Source organism: Pseudoalteromonas sp. SG44-1 (genome assembly GCF_014164315.1).
GTDB classification, from domain to species: Bacteria; Pseudomonadota; Gammaproteobacteria; order Enterobacterales; family Alteromonadaceae; genus Pseudoalteromonas; species Pseudoalteromonas rhizosphaerae.
Window position 1 is genome coordinate 1 of sequence record NZ_JACJEW010000328.1, and the last position, 224, is coordinate 224.

The 224-nt window shown below is 44.2% G+C and carries 1 protein-coding gene; it reads right to left on the reverse strand.

Annotation, left to right across the window (positions count from 1 at the left end; translation table 11 throughout):
• Window positions 1–224 (reverse strand): hypothetical protein (locus tag H5187_RS24315; RefSeq protein ID WP_182798545.1); only part of this gene is annotated, 224 nt, incomplete at both ends.

Sequence of the window (224 nt, forward strand, 5' to 3'; positions counted from 1 at the left end):
GTATTGCCTGTATTAACCTCGGCATCATTCACGTTTTGAGCGTTATCAGCTTGAACATCATTTAATGAGTTATCAATGTCAGCCTGAGCATTATCTGCTTTTGGTTGAGTAGGCTCAGTCACTTGTTGAGTAGCGTCAGCTTGAGCCGTTGAAGCTGTAGCCGCCGTATTCAACGGTGTATTGCCTGTATTAACCTCGGCATCATTCACGTTTTGAGCGTTATC